Annotated in this window: 17 protein-coding genes; 8 read left to right on the top strand and 9 right to left on the bottom strand. The window is 71.5% G+C overall.

The annotated features are described in order from the left end of the window. Window positions 1-2 precede the first annotated feature (2 nt). On the bottom strand, window positions 3-734 hold the full coding sequence (locus HHX40_RS34250; RefSeq protein ID WP_310738399.1) for a hypothetical protein: 732 nt from the start codon (window positions 732-734) through the stop codon (window positions 3-5). Window positions 735-800: 66 nt separating this feature from the next. Here HHX40_RS34250 and HHX40_RS34245 point away from each other — a divergent pair, with 66 nt between their 5' ends. The 3 genes from HHX40_RS34245 (at window position 801) to HHX40_RS34235 (ending at window position 2,686) form a co-directional block, all read left to right on the top strand. Next, window positions 801-1,589 carry an ABC transporter ATP-binding protein gene (locus HHX40_RS34245; protein WP_182883868.1) on the top strand — a complete coding sequence of 263 codons (789 nt, stop codon included), beginning with the start codon at window positions 801-803 and terminating at the stop codon, window positions 1,587-1,589. Between the two features lie 95 nt (window positions 1,590-1,684). Continuing rightward, on the top strand, window positions 1,685-2,434 hold the full coding sequence (locus HHX40_RS34240) for a sulfite exporter TauE/SafE family protein (protein ID WP_182883890.1): 750 nt from the start codon (window positions 1,685-1,687) through the stop codon (window positions 2,432-2,434). Window positions 2,435-2,440: 6 nt separating this feature from the next. After that, complete coding sequence (locus HHX40_RS34235; protein ID WP_220499935.1) at window positions 2,441-2,686, top strand: hypothetical protein; 246 nt, start codon at window positions 2,441-2,443, stop codon at window positions 2,684-2,686. A 55-nt stretch (window positions 2,687-2,741) separates the two neighbouring features. Here HHX40_RS34235 and HHX40_RS34230 read toward each other — a convergent pair whose 3' ends face one another. The 3 genes from HHX40_RS34230 to HHX40_RS34220 form a co-directional block, all read right to left on the bottom strand. Further along, a complete protein-coding gene (locus HHX40_RS34230; protein WP_182883867.1) occupies window positions 2,742-3,653 on the bottom strand; it encodes a Rieske (2Fe-2S) protein in 912 nt (303 codons plus the stop codon). Window positions 3,654-3,768: 115 nt separating this feature from the next. Continuing rightward, window positions 3,769-4,371 (bottom strand): HD domain-containing protein, encoded by a 603-nt coding sequence (locus HHX40_RS34225; protein WP_117409127.1) that lies wholly within the window; start codon window positions 4,369-4,371, stop codon window positions 3,769-3,771. A gap of 121 nt (window positions 4,372-4,492) precedes the next feature. Further along, complete coding sequence (locus tag HHX40_RS34220; protein ID WP_150935745.1) at window positions 4,493-4,699, bottom strand: hypothetical protein; 207 nt, start codon at window positions 4,697-4,699, stop codon at window positions 4,493-4,495. Window positions 4,700-5,306: 607 nt separating this feature from the next. Between HHX40_RS34220 and HHX40_RS34215 the strand changes: the two genes are divergently transcribed. The 4 genes from HHX40_RS34215 (at window position 5,307) to HHX40_RS34200 (ending at window position 8,542) form a co-directional block, all read left to right on the top strand. After that, window positions 5,307-6,164 carry a helix-turn-helix domain-containing protein gene (locus tag HHX40_RS34215; protein ID WP_117409128.1) on the top strand — a complete coding sequence of 286 codons (858 nt, stop codon included), beginning with the start codon at window positions 5,307-5,309 and terminating at the stop codon, window positions 6,162-6,164. A gap of 61 nt (window positions 6,165-6,225) precedes the next feature. Beyond that, a complete protein-coding gene (locus tag HHX40_RS34210; protein WP_117409129.1) occupies window positions 6,226-6,432 on the top strand; it encodes a DUF397 domain-containing protein in 207 nt (68 codons plus the stop codon). Between the two features lie 179 nt (window positions 6,433-6,611). Then, window positions 6,612-7,733 carry a CapA family protein gene (locus HHX40_RS34205; protein ID WP_182883866.1) on the top strand — a complete coding sequence of 374 codons (1,122 nt, stop codon included), beginning with the start codon at window positions 6,612-6,614 and terminating at the stop codon, window positions 7,731-7,733. A gap of 158 nt (window positions 7,734-7,891) precedes the next feature. Further along, on the top strand, window positions 7,892-8,542 hold the full coding sequence (locus HHX40_RS34200) for a TetR family transcriptional regulator (RefSeq protein ID WP_117409131.1): 651 nt from the start codon (window positions 7,892-7,894) through the stop codon (window positions 8,540-8,542). Window position 8,543: 1 nt separating this feature from the next. Here HHX40_RS34200 and HHX40_RS34195 read toward each other — a convergent pair whose 3' ends face one another. Further along, entirely contained in the window at window positions 8,544-9,011 is a 468-nt protein-coding gene (locus tag HHX40_RS34195; protein WP_182883865.1) for a hypothetical protein, read from the bottom strand. 161 nt (window positions 9,012-9,172) lie between these two features. Here HHX40_RS34195 and HHX40_RS34190 point away from each other — a divergent pair, with 161 nt between their 5' ends. Then, window positions 9,173-9,712, top strand: a complete 540-nt coding sequence (locus HHX40_RS34190; RefSeq protein ID WP_310738397.1) for a tetratricopeptide repeat protein — start codon at window positions 9,173-9,175, stop codon at window positions 9,710-9,712. A gap of 119 nt (window positions 9,713-9,831) precedes the next feature. Here HHX40_RS34190 and HHX40_RS34185 read toward each other — a convergent pair whose 3' ends face one another. The 4 genes from HHX40_RS34185 to dnaJ all read right to left on the bottom strand — a co-directional run bounded on the left by HHX40_RS34185 (window position 9,832) and on the right by dnaJ (window position 15,921). Beyond that, window positions 9,832-11,664: a hypothetical protein gene (locus HHX40_RS34185; RefSeq protein WP_182883864.1), complete on the bottom strand. Its 1,833-nt coding sequence runs from the start codon at window positions 11,662-11,664 to the stop codon at window positions 9,832-9,834. A 97-nt stretch (window positions 11,665-11,761) separates the two neighbouring features. After that, window positions 11,762-14,353, bottom strand: a complete 2,592-nt coding sequence (clpB, locus tag HHX40_RS34180; protein WP_182872907.1) for an ATP-dependent chaperone ClpB — start codon at window positions 14,351-14,353, stop codon at window positions 11,762-11,764. 40 nt (window positions 14,354-14,393) lie between these two features. Next, entirely contained in the window at window positions 14,394-14,741 is a 348-nt protein-coding gene (locus tag HHX40_RS34175) for a heat shock protein transcriptional repressor HspR (RefSeq protein WP_117409136.1), read from the bottom strand. 4 nt (window positions 14,742-14,745) lie between these two features. Continuing rightward, window positions 14,746-15,921, bottom strand: a complete 1,176-nt coding sequence (dnaJ, locus tag HHX40_RS34170; RefSeq protein ID WP_117409137.1) for a molecular chaperone DnaJ — start codon at window positions 15,919-15,921, stop codon at window positions 14,746-14,748. Window positions 15,922-15,956: the final 35 nt, after the last annotated feature.

Below are 15,956 nucleotides of genomic sequence, written 5' to 3'. Positions count from 1 at the left end.
CGTCAGACCTGGGATTCGACGATCGCGTTGTGAGCGGCGACCCTGGCCCGCCGTACGGCCCGGTCGAGGTCGCGCAGGGCGGCGCCGCGCACGGCGACCTGCCCGGAGGTGAGCCCGCGCTCGTCGGCCAGGCGGAGCGCGACGGCGAGCCGGGCGGCGAGCGCGCCGACCCGGTGCGCCCTGCCCGGGTAGCCGGGGGCGAGGGACTCGCCCGCGCGGTCGAGCGCGTCCGCCGCGGGGAAGCCCTGCGCCGGGCCGCCCACGCCGAGCAGCGCCTCGGTGGCGGCGACCATGGCGGTGCGCAGGGACTGCTCCGCCTCCGCCAGCGAGGGCACGTCGGGGGCCGCCGCCGACGCCTCGGCCGTGGCCCAGCGGACGCCGCGGTACGACGAGCCGCGCAGGTCGGCGGACGGCACGAGGCCGAGGCACCTGCCGGGCAGCACGGCCACGGCGGCCTGACCGGCGTCGATGGCGACGCCGTTGAACGAGGGAGGACCGGTGAGCCCGAGCGGGTCGCCGGAGACCGGCAGGGCGAGGCGGAACGCGTTCAGCCCCTCGATCCTGCGGTCCAGGAGGAAGGCCAGCAGGGGGGTCTCGATCCCCTCCGCCGCCACCACCTGGGGCCCGGCCTCGCGCTCGACGCGGTCGAGGGCGGTCTCCAGACTCACGTGTCCCAGGAGCCAGGCGTTGCCCCAGGCGACGAGCGTGGCCGAGATCGGTGAATCGGTGTGCACCCGATCCACGATATGTGGTCGGACTGCCATAGTTTTATCCCAGAGAACCACAGGAGGGGGACCACGATGGGCGGTCAGGTGCTTCAGCTTCAGGACGTGGCCGTCCGCAGGGACGGCGCCGCCCTGCTGCGCGGCATCGACTGGAGCGTCCGCGAAGACGAGCGCTGGGTGGTCATCGGACCCAACGGCGCGGGCAAGACGACGTTGCTCCAGGTGGCCGCCTCGCTGCTGTTCCCGACCGAGGGGTCGGTGGAGATCCTCGGCGAGCGGCTCGGCCAGACGGACGTGTTCGACCTGCGGCCCCGCATCGGGCTGGCCAGCGCGGCGCTCTCGGAGCGCATCCCGCCGGACGAGAAGGTCATCGATCTCGTGCTCACCGCGTCGTACGCCATCCTCGGCCGCTGGAACGAGGAGTACGACTCCAACGACGTCACCCGCGCCGTCGAGCTGATCGACCAGCTCGGCTGCGCGCACCTGATCCGGCGGCGCTTCTCGACGCTGTCGGAGGGTGAGCGCAAGCGCGTGCAGATCGCCCGCGCGCTCATGCCGGACCCCGAGCTGCTCCTGCTCGACGAGCCCGCCGCCGGGCTCGACGTGGCCGGCCGCGAGGACCTGGTACGCCGCCTCGGCGCGCTGGCCCAGGACCCGGCGTCGCCCACGATGGTCCTGGTCACCCACCACGTCGAGGAGATCCCGGCCGGGTTCACGCACGTGCTGCTGCTGCGCGGCGGCGCGGTCGTCGACCAGGGGCCGATCGAGGCGGCGATGACCGCGGAGAACCTGTCGACCACTTTCGGCGTCCCGCTGCACCTCGACCGGGGGCAGAACGGCCGCTGGTACGCCCGGCCCCTCTGACCCTCCGGGGCACGGCCGGTCAGGTCCCCCTCCGGCCGCCCGCGCGGGGGCGACGCCTACCCTGAGGCGACAGCCGTACGAGGGAGCAGGTGCGAGTGACGCCGTGGGAGGCGGTCGCGGTCTTCGCGGCCGGTGTGGGGGCCGGGGCCATCAACGCGGTCGTGGGATCGGGGTCGCTGATCACGTTCCCGACGATGCTGGCCGTCGGGTTCCCGCCGATCGTCGCCAACGTGTCGAACAACGTCGGCCTCGTCCCCGGCGGGGTGACCGGGGTGCTCGGCTACCGCGCGGAGCTCAGGGGTCAGCGCGAGCGCCTGGTCCGGCTGGGTGTCGCGTCGGTGCTCGGCTCGCTCGGCGGCGGACTGCTGCTCCTGCGCCTGCCCGCGGAGGCCTTCCGGGTCATCGTCCCGGTGCTCATCGGCCTGGCCTGCCTCATGGTGGTGTTCCAGCCCAGGATCAACGAGTGGCTGGCCGCGCGGCGCCGGCCGCACCCGCACGGCGGGCCGTGGCTCTGGCTGGGCGTCCTCGGCGCCGGCGTGTACGGCGGCTACTTCGGCGCGGCCCAGGGAATCGTCCTGATCGGCCTGCTCGGCAGCTTCCTCGACGAGGACCTGCAGCGGGTCAACGCGGCCAAGAACCTGCTGTCGCTGCTGGTCAACGCCACGGCGGCGGTGTTGTTCGCGTTCATCGCGCCGGTGGACTGGGCCGCCGCGCTGACGGTGGCGCTGGGGTCGGCGGCGGGCGGCTTCCTCGGTGCCCGCCTCGGCCGCCGGCTGCCCGCGCCCTTGCTCCGGGGATTCATTGTTGTCGTCGGAATCGTGGCGATAGTGAAGCTGGTGTTCTGAAAGGGTATGTATGCCCTCGTGAAGGGCGACCGGGTGGAGATCGTGATCGATGCCGGAGGCACCCCGCGCACGTACGAGGTGATCGCGACCAGGGCGGGACGCCGGATCGAGGTCACCACGGGCCGGGGAGTCGTGGAGGTCACCGAGGTGACGCGGTCGGGCACGCCCGTCCGCACCGCGAGGTTCATGTCCAACCGGGTGCTCGCGCTGGTCGAGCATCCCGCCGACGACCGCGGCCCCGACACCGAGTGAGTGACGCCGGTGGCCGCGGCCCCGCGGCGACCGGCGTGGTCACTCGGCGGGGCGGTCATTCGGCGGGACGGACCTGCACCACGCCGTCCTGCCGCAGCCGGGTCTGGAAGGCCGGCTGGCGCGACGTCGCGGGGCCGTGCGTCACCCTGCCGTCGGAGATGCGGAAGGCGCTGCCGTGCCAGGGACAGACGATGCAGGGCTCGCCGTCCTCCATCGCGACGCGCCCCTGGTGAAGGGGGCCGCCGAGGTGGGAGCAGTTGTCCGCGAGCACGCTCACGTCGTCGCCGAGACGGATGACGAACAGGTCGATGTAGCCCAGCCGCCGCCGCACCGGCCGCCCGTTCGGCAGCTCCTTCAGGGCGCACAGGTCGTGCCAGCCCAGCGGCACGAGATGGCCGACCGACTCCGCGTGGTTGGCCCCGGCCGCCTGCCGGTAGGACATGTGCCCGCCGAGGTAGCCGCCCGCGGAGGCCGCCGCGAGCCCGGCGTACGCCAGCGTCCGGCCGGCCCGCTCACGTCCCCGCATCCGTAACAGCAGGGAGCCGGTGTAGCAGACCGCCGCGGCGGCGTTGGTCATCGCGTGCACCAGGCCCACCCGCTGCTGCTCACGGTGGAGCGTGGACCAGTCGGTGAGGCCGGCCGCCACCGTGGGGACGGCGCTGCCCAGCCCCGCCAGGATCAGCGTGCGGGCCGCCCGTGACCCGCTTTTCGTCATGTCGACCACCCCGGCCGACAGCCAGCAGCCGAAGCTGACCATCGCGAGCGCCGGGTGCAGCGGATGTCCGATGGGCACGCCGTGCAGGAAGTCCCGGGTCTTGCCCGGGCCGAGCTTGCGGCGCACCTGTTTGGAGATGACAGCGATCGGCCGGTCGAGCACGGTGGCCCGCTCAAGCCCGTCGAAGACCTCGGCGGCGGGGACTCTCCGCGCCATCCGGCCCGTACGCCGCGACCTCGTCGTCTCTTCCATGTCTCGCCCCCTAACACCGGATCACGTACCCGCGCGTCACAGGTGTGAACATGGACAGGAATGAGACGGTATACGCGGGTTTCAGGCGCGTGGGCCCGAGTCCGCGGCGAGGGGCTCAGGGCGCGAGGTGGCCCCGGGCGACGGAGGCGGCGACGAGCCCGGCGGCGTACTCGCCGAGCGTGGCCGAGCCTTCCTCGATGAGCCGCACCTTCTCCATCACCTGACGGGCGGTCACCTTGTACAGCGACCAGGTGCCGCCCTCGTTGTGGTGGTTCGCGATGATCGGCGCGAGCCGGTCGAGCGCCCTGGCGAACCTCGCCTCCGGCGTGCGCCGCTCCTCGAACTCGTCCCACAGGGACCGCAGGCGCGCTCCCTGGTCCTCCGGCAGCAGCCCGAAGATCCGGTCGGCCGCCGCGCGTTCGAGGGCGGCCTGCCCCTCCACCGCGACGGCGTCGTAAATGAAGGTGTCGCCGGCGTCGATCTCCACGATGTCGTGCACGAGCAGCATGGCCACCACCCGGGCCATGTCGGTGCCGGGAGGCGCGTGCTCGGCCAGGGTCATCGCCATCACGCCCAGATGCCAGGAGTGCTCGGCGTCGTTCTCCCGGCGCGATCCGTCGATGAGAGAGTTCCGGCGGATGACGCGCTTCAGCTTGTCGATCTCGGTGTGGAAGGCGAGTTGGGACTGCAGCCGTTCGTGGATGAGCGCGGTCGTCACCCGCGCAAGCCTAACCGGTCGCCGTCGTCTTCCGCCTGATCCGCGAGCGTGTGCCGCGCCGGGGCGTGCGGCGACGGTGACACCCCGTCACGTCGCTCGCAACCGTCACGGCGTCACCGGGTCACGCGCGGAAGAGGCGGCCGACCTCCTCCAGTTCCTGGACGAGGTCGAAGCGGGGATCGCGATACTGCCGGGCGCCGAAGCCGGTGCGGCTTACGGTCCACCTGAGCTCACGGGCCCACCTGTCCTGCTCGGCGCACAGGGCCAGGTCGGCCGTCGTCATCCGGCTTCTTATCAATGAGAACCAGGCGGCACCGGGGGGATTCATGGGAGACTCCTTCCGGATGGGTGCCAAGCGGAGATCTCGTCGTGCTGAGTTGATGGCCCTGTTTTCGTAGGCCTGTGTTCGTCGTCCTGAGTTCGCGGCCCTGAGTTCGCGGCCCTGAGTTCGCAGTCCTGAGTTCGCAGTCCTGAGTTCGCAGTCCTGAGTTCGCAGTCCTGAGTTCAACGAACGGAGAGTGCGCTCCGCGCCCGGAACGGCCCTGTAGTGGAAACTGCTCGCGTGGCGCGAGCGCCGGCCTCGCACGGCCGGGTGTCGAAATCCCGCTGGCCCGGATGCCTCCCGTCGTCACGCGCACCCGAGGCGGCCGGCGCCCCTGCCTTGAAACGGGCCGGGCGCGTGCCCCGGGTGGAAACAGGGCTCCGGAGCATTCCGCCGGCGACCGCCGGCGTCCCCACCGTCCGGGAGACCTTTCCCGTATCGATCGTGACCCAGTTCACATTCCGCTGCAATAGTTGGCGAAAAGAAATCCGCAACAATCTTCCGCTGATGCAGTGCAATTTTCAGTGCAACTTGCATGAGCGGGCGAGGTATCTTCGGACAGGGCGCTCCGCACCCGCGCGCCCGCCCCACCGGACGAAGGAGGTCGGCCGGGATGCCCGAGCACGGCAGTCCCACCGTCCGGCGGCGGCGGCTGGGGCAGGAACTGCGCCGGCTGCGCGAGCGCGCCGACATGACCGGCGACCAGGTCGCGACCCGGCTCGGCTGGTCCGCGGCGAAGATCAGCAGAATCGAGACGGCGCGCACCTCGCCTCGCGAGAGCGACGTTGAGGCGCTTCTGGTGATCTACATGGTAGATTCGCGCCAACGCCAAGAGCTGCTCGCCCTGCACCGGGACGCGACCCGGAAGGGCTGGTGGGAGGACTATCGCGACTCCCTGCCCAAGGAATACACGACGTTCCTTGGCCTGGAGGCCGAAGCCACAGCGGCACGCGACTGGGAACCCCAGGTGGTGCCGGGTCTGTTTCAGACCGAGGCGTACGTCCGCGCCATGATGGAGAGCGGGCAGCGGAGCACCCTGGAGGCGCCGGGCGGCGTCCGCAGCCGGATCGAGGTCCGGATGGCCCGCCAGCAGGCGGTTCTGCGGGTGGACAATCCGCTGGCCATCTCGGCCGTCGTCGAGGAGTCGGTCCTGCTGCGCCGGTTCGGCGGCAACGAGGTGATGCGGGAGCAGCTCGGGCGGTTGATCGAGGTGTCTGAGCTGCCGAACGTCGAGTTGCGGATCCTCCCGCTCGACGCGGCCCACCCGATCAACACCGGAGCGTTCAGCCACCTCAAACTGCCCGAATTCCATGACGTCGTGTACCTGGAGGCACTCCTGGGCGGGCGTCTGGTCGAGGACGAGACAATCGTCTACCGGTACGAGGTGGCATTCGACTACCTGGAGACGAAGGCCCTTGACGTGGACGACTCCCGCAGGCTTTTGGAAAAAACTGTCCGTCATTGGCGATAGAGCCCCAAGACCGCCCCGGAAATCCGCGCGTGAGAATCTCCGGGGGGAGAGAACACCTTTTATGAACTCGATTGACCTGTCCGGCGCCGCCTGGTGGAAGAGCAGCCGGAGCTCTAACAACTGCGCCTGCGTGGAGGTGGCCGTCCTGCCGGGCGGCCACGTCGGCGTACGCGACAGCAAGAACCAGGATGGTCCGGCGCTCGTTTTCACGCCCGCCGAATGGGACGCTTTCGTCGGCGGCGTCAAGGACGGCGAGTTCGACCTCTGACCGGTTTCTCCGACCGGTTTCTCTGATCGGTTCTCCAACCGGTCACGGGCCCGCGTACGGCCCGCGTCCCGCGCGGGCGCGAGCCGTACGCGAGTCGTACTCGGGGCGGCGGAGTCTCGGCGAGAATCCGCGGGACGCGCGGGCGGAACCGGAACGCGTCCTCCGCGAGACGGCGGGAGATGGCATGCTCAGGTGCCGTGAGACGTCTTCCCCTCGCCCCGGCCTTGTTCACCCTCCTCGCGTCCTCCCTCCTCGTCGCCGGCTGCAGCGCGGCGGAGAGCGAGTCCGTTCCCGGCGCGTCGCGGCAGGAGCGGCAGGAGACGACGACCACCTCCGCGTCGTCCTCCCCCAAGCCGCAGCGGCGGCCCTACACGATCTCCTTCGCGGGGGACGTGCACTTCGAGGGCGTGCTGCGCAACCGGCTGAACGCCGACCCGCGCACCGCGCTCGGCCCGATCGCCGCCGTGCTGCGCAGGTCGAACCTCACCGCGCTCAACCTCGAGACCGCCATCACCACCGGCGGCACGCCCGCGCCGGGCAAGCAGTTCACCTTCCGCGCCCCGGCGACGGCGTTCACCGCTCTCAAGGCCGCCGGGGTGGACGTCGTGACGATGGCCAACAACCACGGCATGGACTACATGGAGAGCGGCCTGCGCGACACGCTGGCCGCCATCAAGTCGTCGAAGTTCCCGGTCGTCGGCATCGGCGCGAACGAGACCGAGGCGTACCGGCCGTACCGCAGGACGGTCAACGGCAACCGCGTGTCGATCATCGGCGCGACCCAGGTGCTCGACGAGCAGTTCATCCAGTCCTGGACCGCCGCGGGTGACAAGGGCGGGCTCGCCTCCGCCAAGAACGAGCCGCGCATCCTGCGCGCCGTACGGCAGGCCCGCAAGAACAGCGACACCGTCATCGTGTTCCTCCACTGGGGCACGGAACTGGTCAAGTGCCCGACACCCGTGCAGCGCGGCCTGGCGGACAAGCTCGTGGAGGCGGGAGCCGACGTCGTGGTGGGCAGCCACGCGCACATCCTGCTGGGCGGCGGCTACTCCGGCCAGGCGTACGTGCAGTACGGCCTCGGCAATTTCGCCTTCTACAACTGGGGTCCGCAGACCGGCACGACCGGCGTGCTGACCCTGACCATCAACGGGAGGAAGGTCCTCAAGGACCAGTGGACCCCCGCCCGGATCAACGGCGGTGTGCCCGTTCCGGTCACCGGCGGCGCCAGGGAGCAGGCGGTCGGCGCGTACCGGGCGCTGCGCGGCTGCACCGGCCTGTCGGCCGCGCCGCAGGACTCGTGACGGCGGCGGCACCGGAATCTTGCCGCATTTCCGGCGAGTGGCCGCTAAGCCCTGACCGCGGACCCCGAAACAGGCAAGATGGGTGGATGTCCAGCCGGGTGGTGTCGGAGATTGGTGATCCCGTCGTCGAAGGCCGGGGTCCCAGGGGTGGTGAGAGCATGTCGCCGCGCTCGTCGCACGCCGGAGAGCCGCTGCGGCGGCGGCCCGCGCAGCGTCGTAGCGTCCGCAGGGTGGAGCGGATGCTCGACGCCTGCGCGGAACTGCTCGACGAGGGCGGGTACGACGCCCTCACGACCACCCGGGTCGCCGAGCGGGCCGGGGTGGCCATCGGCTCGGTCTACCAGTTCTTCCCCGACAAGCGGGCACTCAGCCAGGCGCTCGCCCGGCGCAACGCCGAGTTGTTCGCCGCGCGGGTCGGGCGCCGCTTCATGATCGAGGACTACACGGGCTGGTGGGACGCGGTCGACGCCATCATCGACGAGTACGTCGAGATGCACCGGAGCGTGCCGGGTTTCCGCTCGTTGCACTTCGGCGACGTCTTCGACCTCGACCTGCTCGACTCCGTCGCGGACAACAGCACGGTGATCGCCGGACGCCTCCGCGCGCTGCTGCTGACGGAATTCGGGCTCGCCGACGGCGAGGATTTGGACCGTGCCATTCTCGTCGCGGTGGAGGCCGGGGACGCGGTGCTCAAACTCGCCTTCCGCCATGACCCGCACGGCGACCCCGTGATCGTGACCGAGGCCAAGCAACTCGTGCGCGGATACCTCTCGCGGCAGCTCGCCGCCGCCGAGTCGCGCCGGCGGTGACTCACTCCCCTGGACGGGCGGGCTCGGACGGAGCCTGGGGCCCGGTCATGACGCGCGGATCGACGGCCCGGGGGTAGATCGCGCGGAGGTCGACGGTGCCGGGGCCTGTGACACGGGGGCCGGTGATGCCGGGCGCCTCGATGGAGGGCAGCAGCCCCGGCGAGTTGCCCGGCACGTACGCAGTGTTCTGCCACGAGCGGGTGTGGGTGCGCGGGGGGATCATGAGCTGGCGCGCGTCGTCGTCGTCCACCTGAAGCGGGGATCGCCCACCGGACTCACCGGCGCGGCACCGCAGCGCCGCGGGCTCGATCGTGAGCTCCATCATCCGCAACTGCGCCTGCAGCCGGGCGAGTTCGGCGCGAGCCTGACCGAGCGCCTCGTACTGCGCCGTGAGGTAACCGGCGACACCCGGGACCACGGCGGCGAGCACCGTTGCGGAGGCGAGAGTCAGGATCACTCGCTTGGACATGCTGGACGCTCCTCGCCAGGGCTCGAATGCGCAGGCGTGGTGCGATATGCCCGTCTATCTGCAGAGAAAAGCGCATAGTAGTGGAAGGTCTACTAATCGTTGCTTCGTCAATGCCTGGCGTTGCCCTGCGAAACGAGGCTCGGGTCGGTAGCCTCGGCACTGTGGCACATGTGACAAATGAGCAGGTGGACCGTCTGCTCGAACAGGCCCTGCTGCTCGATGACCACGGTGCCCTCGCCCGTCGCCTCGACGCGCTGGCCCAGGGGTACGAGTCGGGCGAGATGTCGAGGGCGGCGATCCTCATGCTCGCGGCGGAGGAGTGGCGCCAGGCCGGCCAGCCGGCCGCCGCGCTGGACCGCTACCAGAGCGCCATCGAGGACGGGGGTGAGGTGCAGGTGGATCCACGTGCCGGCATCGCCGACACCCTGTTCGAGCTGGACCGGCCGGACGAGGCCAGAGCGATGATCGCGGCGATCCGGGCGGGTGACTGGAACCCGGCCACCGCGCTCACCATCGCCGAGACCCTGGTCGCGTACGGCGACGCGGAGGCGGCGCACGACTGGGCCACCGAAGGCATCCGCGCCTGCGGCCCCACCGGTTCGGGCATCCGCGACTCGCTGCTGCGCACCCGCTACCGCATCCGGGTCGATCTCGGGCTGCCCGAGGACGACCTCGACGCCCTTCTCGACATCACCCGCTGAGCCGCCGACCGCCCGCATCCGAGCACCGGCGACGAATCCGTGGTGGTCCCCTGAGAGCTCCGGCATCCCGGGAACGAGAAAGGGGCCGTGTGTCACGGCCCCCTTTGTCGTGTGCCGGGTCAGGGCAGGATCCTGTTCCCGGTCGCGGCGGCGAAGTCGGTCACCCCGTGCGTGCCCGTCGCCCTGGTGAGGGCGGCGGGGGTGGTGATGTCGCCGCCCTGCGGGTGCGCGGCGGCCCGGGGGTACTCGCGCGGCTGGAGACGCGGAACGCGCCTGCCGCCCACCGTCTCAGGCTGGACGGCCGGTGCGATTTTCCTGCCCTGTGCTGACTTGCCCGGTGCTGACTTGCCCTGTCCTGCCTTGCCCTGCCCCGTTCTGTCCTGGCCGGCGGCCTGCGGCCTTCCGGCCTGGGCCGGTGCGGCGGCGTCGTCGCGCTGACGCCTGTGCCCGGCGCCGTTCTTCCGCTCGGTCGCCGTCCCGGTGTCCTCCTGGGCCGCGCTCGCCGGCCGGCCCGCCTGGTTCGCGGCCTGCTCCGGCGTCCCGTCCTGCTTGTGGGGATGGTGCCTGCGGTGCGGGTGCTTGCGTGGGAAGGTCTCGGTGGTCTGCTCCTGACCGGAGGCGCCGCTCTGGGAACTGGTGCTGACGGTGCTGCTCTGCGGCGTCAGTCCGGCCTGCTCGGCGGGGCGTGCGGCGGACCCCTGCCCGGCAGGGTTCTGCCCCGCGGGGTTGTGGGCGACCGGGTTGTGGGCGGCGGTGTCGTGGGCGGCGGTGTTGTGGGCGGCGCGGCTCTGCCCGCCGGCGTTGCCCGCATCTTCCTCCGGCCTCGGGTGCCGACGCGCCCGCGGCCGCCCCTCGGTGAGGGGACGCACCCGCTCCTGCTCGGCCGGCTCGCCGCGTAGTCCTTGCGGCGCCTGCGGCGGGCAGGCCGCGTCCGAGGCGCTGGGCCTGGCGGGCGCGACGGCGAGGAGCGGAACGGCGCTCCTGGCGGGAAGCAGCGTGCCGGAGTTCGCGACAGGCGCGGCGGCCGGCACACGCGACCCCGCCACGGTCGCCGCCGGTACCGTGAGCGACCTCGCGGGCGACGAGAGGGCCGAGGCGCCCGCGGCGAGCGGCTTCGTGGCCGACGGAAGCCCGGACGTGCCAAGGGATATCGGCTTCGTCGACGACGGGAGGACCGATGTGCCGGCGGAGATCGGCTTCGCCGCTGACGGAGTGGTGGCCAGGCCGACGGGGAGAGACCTCGCCGGTATGCCGGCCGCCGCCGGGGTGGTCGCGCCGCCGACCGCGCCCGGAACACCACCAGTAGCGCCGCCGACGGCGCCGGGAACACCCGCCGCGCGGCCGGCCGCGCCGGGAACACCGGTCGCGCCACTGACGGCGCCGGGAACACCCGCCGCGCGGCCGCCGCCCGCGCCGGCCGTGCCGGGCACGCGGACCGGCGCGGCTCCGGCGGCCGGTGCGTTTCCGGTCCTCGGCACCAGGCCTGTCAGCGCCCTGGCGGAGGACGTGCCCGGCAGTGCCCGAGGAGCCGTCAGGGCCGGCAGGACGGGCTTGGCCACCCCGGGAACGGCCGGATCCGGGACGGGCCTGCCGGGAAGCGAGCGGTGCCCCTGCCCGGCGGCGGATCCGGCGGCGTCCGCGATGCTCAGCACGCCCGCCGCCGGGGCCAGGGTGGCCGGAACGCCCCTCACGTTCCGGTCCGTGGCCTCGCGCCGCGCGATCTCGTGACGCGTGACGCCCTGGTCCGTGCTGTCATGGCCCGTGGCGTCGCGGCCCGTGGCGTCGCGGCCCGTGACGTCGTGGCCTGTGACGTCGTGGTTTCGGGGACGGCAGGCGTCGGACGACGCGCCGTCCTTCGCCATCGCCGTGCCCCAGGTCAGCCAGCTCACTCCGGCGGTGACCGCCGCGAGCGCCGCGCACCGCCCTCGAATACTTCGTGATGTCCTGGACATCCACGTCCCCCTGATCGCGTACGGTAGTCCGACGAACGCCGAACGTAGCAGCGAGGGAAAAGGGCGGGGCGCGCTTGCCGCAATGGTGGAGAAGACCTTACCGAGCGGGCCCGATCTTCAGCGTGTCTCCCGCCTCGTCGATGTCGACGATTACCTCGTCGCCGTCCCGGATGGCTCCCGACAGCAGTTCCTTGGCGAGCCGGTCGCCGATCGCCGACTGGATCAGGCGGCGCAGCGGACGCGCGCCGTACAGCGGGTCGTAGCCGGTCAGCGCGAGCCAGTCCCGGGCGGCGGGGGTGACCGTCAGCCTCAGTCGCCGGTCGGACAGCCTCTTGGCGAGCCTGGCGACCTGCAGGTCCACGATCTGCGACAGCTCCTCGGTGCCCAGCGCGTCGAACACGATGATGTCGTCGAGCCGGTTGAGGAACTCGGGCTTGAACGAGGCCCGCACCGCGTTCAGCACCGCCTCGCGCTTGCTCTCGCCCTCCATCGTGGGATCGACGAGGAACTGCGAGCCGATGTTCGAGGTGAGGATCAGGATGGTGTTGCGGAAGTCGACCGTGCGGCCCTGCCCGTCGGTGAGCCGGCCGTCGTCGAGCACCTGGAGCAGGATGTCGAAGACCTCGGGGTGGGCCTTCTCGATCTCGTCCAGCAGCACCACCGTGTACGGCCTGCGCCGTACGGCCTCGGTGAGCTGGCCGCCCTCCTCGTACCCGACGTAACCGGGCGGCGCGCCCACCAGCCGGGCGACGCTGTGCTTCTCGCCGTACTCGCTCATGTCGATGCGGGTCATGGCCCGCTCGTCGTCGAACAGGAACTCGGCGAGCGCCTTGGCCAGTTCGGTCTTGCCGACGCCGGTCGGGCCGAGGAACAGGAAGGAGCCGGTCGGCCGGTCGGGGTCGGCGATGCCGGCCCGGGCCCGCCGTACGGCGTCGGAGACGGCCTGCACGGCCTCGCGCTGGCCGATGAGGCGCCTTCCGAGCTCGTCCTCCATCCGCAGCAGCTTGGCGGTCTCGCCCTCCAGCAGCCGCCCGGCGGGGATGCCGGTCCACGAGGAGATGACCTCGGCGATGTCGTCGGGGCCGACCTCCTCCTTCACCATCGGCTCGGCCTCGGCCTCCGCCGACTCGGCGGCCCTGGTGGCCTCGGCGAGCTCCTTCTCCAGGCGGGGCACGTCGCCGTACATGAGCCGGGACGCGGCCTCGAAGTCGCCGTCGCGCTGGGCCCGCTCGGCCGCGCCACGTGCCTCGTCGAGCTGCTTCTTCAGCTCGCCGACCTTGTTGAGGCCGGCCTTCTCCCGCTCCCACCGGCTGACCAGAGCGTTGAGGTCCTCCTGGCGGTTGGCCAGCTCCTCGCGGAGCTTCTCCAGGCGCTGGCGGCTCGCCTCGTCGGTCTCCTTCGCGAGCGCGAGCTCCTCCATCTTCAGGCGGTCCACGCTCCGCTGGAGCTGGTCGATCTCCACCGGCCGCGAGTCGATCTCCATGCGCAGCCGCGACATCGACTCGTCCACCAGGTCGATGGCCTTGTCGGGCAGGTAGCGCGCGGTGATGTAGCGGTCGGAGAGCGTCGCGGCGGCGACCAGCGCGCTGTCGGAGATCTGCACCTGGTGGTGGGCCTCGTAACGGCCCTTGAGCCCGCGCAGGATCGCGATCGTGTCCTCGACGGTCGGCTCGCCGACGTAGACCTGCTGGAAGCGCCGCTCCAGCGCCGGGTCCTTCTCGATGCGCTCGCGGTACTCGTCGAGCGTGGTGGCGCCGATCATCCGCAGCTCGCCGCGGGCCAGCATGGGCTTGAGCATGTTGCCCGCGTCCATCGCGCCCTCGGCCGCGCCCGCGCCGACCATCGTGTGCAGCTCGTCGATGAACGTCACGATCTGGCCGTTGCTCTCCTTGATCTCGGTGAGCACGGCCTTGAGGCGCTCCTCGAACTCGCCGCGGTACTTCGCGCCCGCGACCATCGCGCCGAGGTCGAGCGCCACGAGACGCTTGTTGCGCAGGCTCTCGGGCACGTCACCCGCGACGATCCGCTGGGCGAGGCCCTCCACCACGGCGGTCTTGCCGACGCCGGGCTCGCCGATCAGCACGGGGTTGTTCTTGGTGCGGCGCGACAGCACCTGGACGACCCGGCGGATCTCGCTGTCGCGACCGATGACCGGGTCGAGCTTGCCCGCCCTCGCCGCCTCGGTGAGGTCGACGCCGTACTTCTCCAGCGCCTGGTAGGTGTCCTCCGGCGTCTCGCTGGTCACCCGCGCGTGCCCGCGGACCTTCTCGAACGCCTCCAGCAGCGCGTCGGGGGTCGCGCCCACGCCCTTCAGCAGGTCGGCGACCTGTCCTCCGTCGGTCGCCAGCCCGACCAGCAGGTGCTCGGTCGAGACGTACTCGTCTTCGAGCTGCTTGGCCCGCTGGGCGGCCGTGTTGATCACGGTCAGCAGCTGGCGGGAGCTGGACGGCGCGCTCACGGTGGAGCCCTGCGCCTTGGGCAGCCGGCTCAGCAGTTCCTCGGCCTGGGCGCGCAGCCTCGCCGGGTCCGCGCCGACGGCCTGCAGCAGCGAGGCGGCGATGCCGCCGTTCTGCGCCAGCAGGGTCGTCAGGAGGTGGGCGGGCGCCACCTCGGGATTGCCGTCGGCCGCGGCGCGGCGCACGGCCGCCGACAGGGCCTCCTGGCTTTTCTGGGTGAACTTGTAGTCCATATGACGATGCCTCGATTCCCCGTTAAGGCAGGTGGCAGGTTCAGGCAGGTGGCAGTTCGTAGCGGACCAGGGCCCGCACCATCGTGAGCTCACCCCGCAGCCGCGTGACCTCCTCGCGCAGGCGCAGATTCTCCGTCTCCAGTTCGAGAATGCGCTTGATGCCGGCGAGGTTGATGCCGTGCTCCTGGGAGAGCCGCTGGACCTCGCGCAGCAGCACGATGTCCCGGGTGGAGTACAGCCGTCCCCGCCCCGCCGTACGGCCGGGGCTGACGAGGCCGAGCCGGTCGTACTGGCGGAGCGTCTGCGGATGCAGCCCGGACAGCTGGGCGGCCACGGAGATCACATAGACAGGTGTGTCGTCGGAGATGTCGAAAAACCTGGCATCCATCGGCTCACTCGCTTCTGGCCTGCTTGATCAGCTCTTCGCGGAGGTCCGGCCCCTCGGTCGCGTTCCTGAACTCCTCAAGGGCCGCGCGGGCCTTGTCGTCCAGGTTCTGCGGCACCATCACCTGGACGGTGACCAGCAGATCGGCCTTGGTGCCGTCCTTGCGCGGGGCCCCGCGCCCGCGCACCCGGAAGGTCCGCCCGTTCGGCGTGCCCTCGGGGATTCGGAGGGTCACCGGCATGCCCTTGAGCGTCGGCACCTTGATCTCGGCGCCGAGCGCGGCCTCGGGGAAGGTGACGGGGACCGTGACGGTCAGGTTCTCCCCGCTGCGGCCGAACACCGGGTGCGGCTTCACGTGCACCAGAACGTAGAGGTCGCCCGCCGGGCCGCCGTTCTCACCCGGCGCGCCCTTGCCCTTGATCCTGATGCGCTGGCCGTCGCCGACCCCGGCGGGAATGCGCGCCTGGATCGTGCGGGTGCTCTTGCCGCGCCCGCTGCCCTCACAGACGGGGCAGGGGTCGTCGACCACCAGGCCCCGGCCGCGGCAGTCGCGGCACGGCTCGGAGAAGGCGAAGTTGCCGAGGTTGCGGCTGGCGGCCCCGGTTCCCTCGCAGGTCGGGCAGACCCTCGGCGTGGTGCCGGCCTTCGCCCCCGTGCCGCCGCAGGCCGCGCAGGCGGACGAACTGGTGAGCCGGAGCGACACCGTGGTGCCGTCGACCGCCTCGCCGAAGGCGAGCGTCACCTCGGACTCGACGTCCTGGCCGCGCCGTGGCCGGCCGGTGGTGGTGGTCGTGCGCGGGCCGCCGCCCCGGTTGAACAGCCCGCCGAAGAGGTCCCCGATCCGTTCGCCCGAACCCGAGCCCCCGAACAGGTCGCCGAGGTCGAAGTTGAAGCTGCCGCCGCCTGGCCGCTGGCCACCCGCGCCGGTGAACCCGCCCACGCCGGACCCGAAGAGCGTGCGCGCCTCGTCGTACTCCTTGCGCCGCTTGGCGTCGGAGAGCACGTCGTAGGCCGCGGAGACCTCCTTGAACTTCTCCTCGGTCTGCTTGTTGCCGGGGTTCGCGTCGGGGTGGTACTGCCGGGCGAGCTTGCGGTACGCCTTCTTGATTTCCTCGGCGCTCGCGGTCTTGGGCACACCAAGGACGGCGTAGTAGTCCTTTTCCAAGTAGTCCTTGGTGCTCATCTATCGCTTCCTTCACACGAAAGGGGAGTGACTGA

It is taken from the genome of Microbispora sp. H10949, from assembly GCF_014161435.1.
GTDB classification, from domain to species: domain Bacteria; phylum Actinomycetota; class Actinomycetes; order Streptosporangiales; family Streptosporangiaceae; genus Microbispora; species Microbispora triticiradicis.
The sequence above is the reverse complement of the archived record's forward strand: the minus strand, read 5'-3'. Positions and strand labels throughout refer to the sequence as shown.

What these genes read in the sequence shown, in the direction of transcription:
- HHX40_RS34220 (WP_150935745.1), bottom strand. Translation starts at nt 4,699, where the DNA reads ATGAATCCCCCCGGTGCCGCCTGGTTCTCATTGATAAGAAGCCGGATG.
- clpB (WP_182872907.1), bottom strand. Translation starts at nt 14,353, where the DNA reads ATGGACTACAAGTTCACCCAGAAAAGCCAGGAGGCCCTGTCGGCGGCC.
- dnaJ (WP_117409137.1), bottom strand. Translation starts at nt 15,921, where the DNA reads ATGAGCACCAAGGACTACTTGGAAAAGGACTACTACGCCGTCCTTGGT.
- HHX40_RS34195 (WP_182883865.1), bottom strand. Translation starts at nt 9,011, where the DNA reads ATGTCCAAGCGAGTGATCCTGACTCTCGCCTCCGCAACGGTGCTCGCC.
- HHX40_RS34175 (WP_117409136.1), bottom strand. Translation starts at nt 14,741, where the DNA reads ATGGATGCCAGGTTTTTCGACATCTCCGACGACACACCTGTCTATGTG.
- HHX40_RS34205 (WP_182883866.1), top strand. Translation starts at nt 6,612, where the DNA reads ATGGCATGCTCAGGTGCCGTGAGACGTCTTCCCCTCGCCCCGGCCTTG.
- HHX40_RS34245 (WP_182883868.1), top strand. Translation starts at nt 801, where the DNA reads ATGGGCGGTCAGGTGCTTCAGCTTCAGGACGTGGCCGTCCGCAGGGAC.
- HHX40_RS34235 (WP_220499935.1), top strand. Translation starts at nt 2,441, where the DNA reads ATGTATGCCCTCGTGAAGGGCGACCGGGTGGAGATCGTGATCGATGCC.
- HHX40_RS34215 (WP_117409128.1), top strand. Translation starts at nt 5,307, where the DNA reads ATGCCCGAGCACGGCAGTCCCACCGTCCGGCGGCGGCGGCTGGGGCAG.
- HHX40_RS34230 (WP_182883867.1), bottom strand. Translation starts at nt 3,653, where the DNA reads ATGGAAGAGACGACGAGGTCGCGGCGTACGGGCCGGATGGCGCGGAGA.
- HHX40_RS34185 (WP_182883864.1), bottom strand. Translation starts at nt 11,664, where the DNA reads ATGTCCAGGACATCACGAAGTATTCGAGGGCGGTGCGCGGCGCTCGCG.
- HHX40_RS34210 (WP_117409129.1), top strand. Translation starts at nt 6,226, where the DNA reads ATGAACTCGATTGACCTGTCCGGCGCCGCCTGGTGGAAGAGCAGCCGG.
- HHX40_RS34200 (WP_117409131.1), top strand. Translation starts at nt 7,892, where the DNA reads ATGTCGCCGCGCTCGTCGCACGCCGGAGAGCCGCTGCGGCGGCGGCCC.